Genomic DNA, 3,211 nt, shown 5'->3' with positions numbered 1-3,211 from the left:
TTGTTCTCGGTATTGTCGGGATGCTTGTCGGCGTTATTTTGGCGTGGCAAATGGCGTTTCCAGCTGTGAATTTGATGGCGGGAGAAGGATTGGCAGAGTACACCAACTTTAGTCGTCTTCGTCCGTTACATACTGACTCAGTTATCTTTGGTTTTACCTTTAGCGGTATCTGGGCTACTTGGTATTATGTAGGTCAACGTGTTTTGAAAGTCTCTATGGCGGAATCAAAATTCTTGATGTTCCTTGCTAAATTGCACTTTTTTATCTACCTGTTAGTGGTAGTTGCTGTAGTTGGTACACTATTACTTGGTATCTCTACCGGTAAAGAATATGCAGATTTTGAATGGCCTATCGATATCGCAGTTGTCGTGGTATGGGTTATTTGGGGTATGTCGATTTTCGGTTTGATCGGTATTCGCCGTGAAAAATCATTGTATATCTCTATTTGGTACTACATCGCTACATTCCTTGGTATCGCTATGTTGTATCTTTTCAACAACATGGAAATCCCAACGTATTTTGCTTCTGGCGGAATCGGTGCATGGTATCACTCTGTTTCAATGTACTCAGGTACAAATGACGCATTGGTACAATGGTGGTATGGGCATAATGCGGTTGCGTTCGGATTTACTGTACCTATCGTTGCGATGATCTATTACTTCCTTCCAAAAGAATCAGGTCAAGCGGTTTATTCATATAAATTGTCTCTTCTTGCATTCTGGGGATTGATGTTTGTTTACCTTTGGGCAGGCGGACACCACTTGATCTATTCTACCGTACCGGATTGGATGCAAACCATGGGTTCTGTATTCTCGGTTGTATTGATTCTCCCATCATGGGGTTCTGCGATCAATATGCTTCTTACAATGAAGGGTGAATGGCAACAAGTTGCTAGCAGTCCATTGATCAAATTTATGATCTTGGCTTCTACATTCTATATGTTCTCTACTCTTGAAGGTCCTATTCAAGCGATCAAATCAGTTAATGCTTTGGCTCACTTTACAGACTGGATCGTTGGTCACGTACATGATGGTGTTCTTGGTTGGGTTGCATTCATGATTATGGCTGCATTGTTCCACATGGCTCCACGTGTATTCAAACGTGAGATTTATTCTAAATCGTTGATGAATACACAATTCTGGATCCAAACTCTCGGTGTTGTATTGTATTTCACATCTATGTGGATTGCAGGTATTACTCAAGGTATGATGTGGCGTGCGCATGATGAATTCGGTAACTTAGCTTACTCATTCATCGATACAGTTACTGTATTGCACCCATACTACACTATCCGTGCTGTTGGTGGTACATTGTACCTCGTAGGTATGTTCTTGTTCGCGTACAATATGTACAAAACAATGACAAGCTCTCGCCGTGTTGAAGAGAGTGAACTTCAAAACGCATCGCCTATGGGCGCTTAATAAGGAGGGGAAAAATGTTTCACTGGTTAGAAAAACACCCGTTCTTTTTCGCGGTAGCAGTATTCTTAACAATCGCGTTTGCGGGTCTCATCGAGATTTTGCCAAACTTTGCGCAAGCATCTCAGCCGACTGTAGGGACTAAACCTTACAGTACGTTGGAACTTGCTGGTCGTCATGTTTATATTAAAAACAACTGTATGGGATGTCACTCTCAACTCATTCGTCCGTTTAAATCTGAAACTGACCGTTACGGTCACTACAGCTTGAGCGGTGAATATGCATATGACCGTCCATTCCTTTGGGGCTCAAAACGTACCGGTCCGGATTTGATGCGTGTAGGTAACTACCGTACAACAGACTGGCACGAAAATCATATGAAAGATCCTGCAGCGGTTGTTCCGGGTTCTATCATGCCGGCATATCGTTGGATGTTCAAAAATACAGCTGATATCGATACGGCATATGCTGAACAAGTGACAGTTAATAAAGTATTCAATACGCCTTATAACACTGAAATTCCAATGACAGATGGCACAAAAGCGACTGTATCATTGGCGGCAACATTGGATGAAGCGAAAGCAGCAGCTCTCGAAGAAGCTAAAGCAGTTGCAGCAGATATGAAAGATCAAGACGTTAAAGATGCGGTTGCAGCGGGTCAAATTCCTGAAATCGTTGCCTTGATTGCATATATGAATAGCATGAAATAAAGGATTAAGCGTGGATATTGGTACCCTTCAAGCGTATGCTTACTTTTTCTTTGTTGCGTTTTTGGTGGTGGTACTGTACTCGTACATTTATCACCTCTACAGTTCGCAATGGAAAGGGAAGCGCGATTATGAAAAGTACGGAAATATCGCGCTCCATGACGAGATTACCGATCAACCGATCGAAACAATCTCGAAAAATGATGATAAAAAAGTAGGAGGCATAAATGAATAAGACAGTACTTGCTGCTATCATAGTTGTAATTGCAATGCTTGGCTTCACTTACGTTGCTGTCGGAATGGCCGGCGGTATGGGTGGAGAAGGTGACTGGGTTAATAAACTCGCCGTATTGGGTGCAGTTGTACTCGTTATCGTAACATCATTTGTAGTTACCAAATATGTTCGACAAATGCAAAATGACCGTGCAAGCGGTAAATTAGCAGATGAAAATTGGGATGGAATCGGAGAGTATAAAAACGAACTTCCTTTTGGATGGGCGATTATCTTTTTGGGTCTCACGATTTGGGCGATCTGGTATTTCCTTGCAGGATATCCAGTTAATTCGTATTCACAAATCGGTGAGTATAATGAAGAAGTGGCAGCACATGACGCGAAATTTGAAGCGGAACATGCAAGTATGGATGAAGAGACACTCAAAGAGATGGGTGGATCAATCTTTATCGTTCAATGTGCACCATGTCATGGTTTACAAGCAGATGGTATCGAAGGTAAAGCCGCTAATCTAAACGTACGTTTGGAAGAAGCAACGGTTAAACATGTTATCAATAACGGTTCTAACAACCAACTTCTTGGTATGGAAATGCCTATGCCAGATCGTAATGGTTTGTTGAATGCTAATACAGGTGCATTGATTACCGATGCAGAGATCGATGCAGTAGCTAAATATGTTGCTGGTGGAATGAAAGGCACTGTTGGTGCTGATGTATTTGCCGGTACATGTGCTGCATGTCATGGAGTTGATGGTAAAGGTATCGACATGGTTGGACCAAGCATTGCTGATTTCAATCCGACTTTGCTTGCAAATGTTCTTAAACATGGTAAAAAAGGTTCTATTGGTGCAATGC

The 3,211-nt window shown here is 42.0% G+C and carries 4 protein-coding genes; all 4 read left to right on the top strand.

What is annotated here, in order from left to right:
• A partial coding sequence (gene ccoN / locus PHR02_RS13420; protein ID WP_299992796.1) for a cytochrome-c oxidase, cbb3-type subunit I occupies positions 1 to 1,421 on the top strand: 1,421 nt, incomplete at its 5' end.
• 14 nt (positions 1,422 to 1,435) lie between these two features.
• Positions 1,436 to 2,128: a cytochrome-c oxidase, cbb3-type subunit II gene (gene ccoO, locus PHR02_RS13415; RefSeq protein WP_299992794.1), complete on the top strand. Its 693-nt coding sequence runs from the start codon at positions 1,436 to 1,438 to the stop codon at positions 2,126 to 2,128.
• A gap of 10 nt (positions 2,129 to 2,138) precedes the next feature.
• Positions 2,139 to 2,360, top strand: a complete 222-nt coding sequence (locus PHR02_RS13410) for a cytochrome c oxidase, cbb3-type, CcoQ subunit (protein WP_299992792.1) — start codon at positions 2,139 to 2,141, stop codon at positions 2,358 to 2,360.
• Positions 2,353 to 3,211: cbb3-type cytochrome c oxidase N-terminal domain-containing protein (locus PHR02_RS13405; RefSeq protein ID WP_299992790.1), on the top strand; the 859-nt coding region annotated here is incomplete at its 3' end. The genes PHR02_RS13410 and PHR02_RS13405, both read left to right, overlap by 8 nt.

Origin of the sequence: Sulfuricurvum sp. (genome assembly GCF_028688295.1) — a bacterium.
In the GTDB taxonomy this organism is placed as follows: domain Bacteria; phylum Campylobacterota; class Campylobacteria; order Campylobacterales; family Sulfurimonadaceae; genus Sulfuricurvum.
The sequence above is the reverse complement of the archived record's forward strand: the minus strand, read 5'-3'. Positions and strand labels throughout refer to the sequence as shown.